Genomic DNA, 1,208 nt, shown 5'->3' on the forward strand with positions numbered 1-1,208 from the left:
TTTGAGTTTTAATCTTGCGATCGTACTTCCCAGGCGGATGACTTAACGCGTTAGCTTCGCCACTCGAAGGGTCGATACTTCCAATAGCTAGTCATCATCGTTTAGGGCGTGGACTACAAGGGTATCTACAATTTTGTTACTATCCCGCAACTGCGGGACGGATAAGTTATTTCTACTTACCTCTCTGCATCGCTGCAGAGTTCAGACTATATCATAGATTAAACATGACGGGCGGGAGAGTTTTTAATTCTCACCGCCCATCTTTTATTAACCTCTCGGCGTATAGTCGTTGAGGGGTCGCCTAAGGCGACTTCCCTGCTGGTTGGCCGGTAGCGGATTTACTCCGCGCCACCGGGCACTTTTTCACCACGTTTAGGGATTCCTTACTCGAAAAATGTGCTCTACTTTAAAAAGTTGAGCGTTCGAGTATTTTTCTGTCTCTATGATATCCTGTGCTTTTTGGATAGCGCTAGGATTATCACATTCTTCGAAGTGAAAATACTTAACAGTCCAACCGTTATGAACCATTAATATATGCGATTCCATATTCTTTCTCCTTTCTTGTGGTAGTGCCGGATACTCCGGCTGTTCCAGAACATATAGCTCCCGCCTCGGCTCTCGCCTCGACGGGATCCTCACAAAATATACTTCGCTTGCGCTCCGTTATTTTGTGGGACAAGTTTTCTCAGCCAGATTTATTAAGTAATCTTTTTTCGTTGTCTCTGTCTAGCAGATTAACTTCTGTTCGCAGAAGCTCAAGCAGATATTTCCACTCAGCTTCCGTAAAGATAACGCCTTTCAGTATAAAACTCTCTCCCATCTTTAATGGATCGAGATCAAGAGTCTTGGCGTTTCTTAAAGATTCAACACAACTTTTTCTTAGTTCTTTCGCATTCATGAGATTACTCCTTTCTAATCTAACTAAGGGACTAGTGCCGCATCAAGCACGCGATGTGCTCAATTACCCTTACGGCATTGTTAATCCTTTTTGATCCCCACGCTTTCGTGTTTCAGGGTCAGGAATGCCCCAGCAAGCTGCCTTCGCCTTTGGTGTTCCCCACGATATCAACGGATTTCACCCCTACACCGTGAGTTCCGCTTGCCTCTGGCATCCTCCAAGTCTGGCCGTTTCCCGCCCATCTCCTCGGTTAAGCCGAAGTTTTTAAAACGGGACTAACCAGACCCCCTACACACCCTTTACGCCCAAT

Annotated in this window: 1 rRNA gene; it reads right to left on the reverse strand. The window is 45.7% G+C overall.

The features are described 5' to 3' along the window. Window positions 1-1,208: ribosomal RNA gene (locus Q8R38_06675) — 16S ribosomal RNA — on the reverse strand; the annotation flags it as partial.

Source organism: Candidatus Omnitrophota bacterium, assembly GCA_030695905.1.
In the GTDB taxonomy this organism is placed as follows: Bacteria; Omnitrophota; Gorgyraeia; order 2-01-FULL-45-10; family 2-01-FULL-45-10; genus CAZHPY01.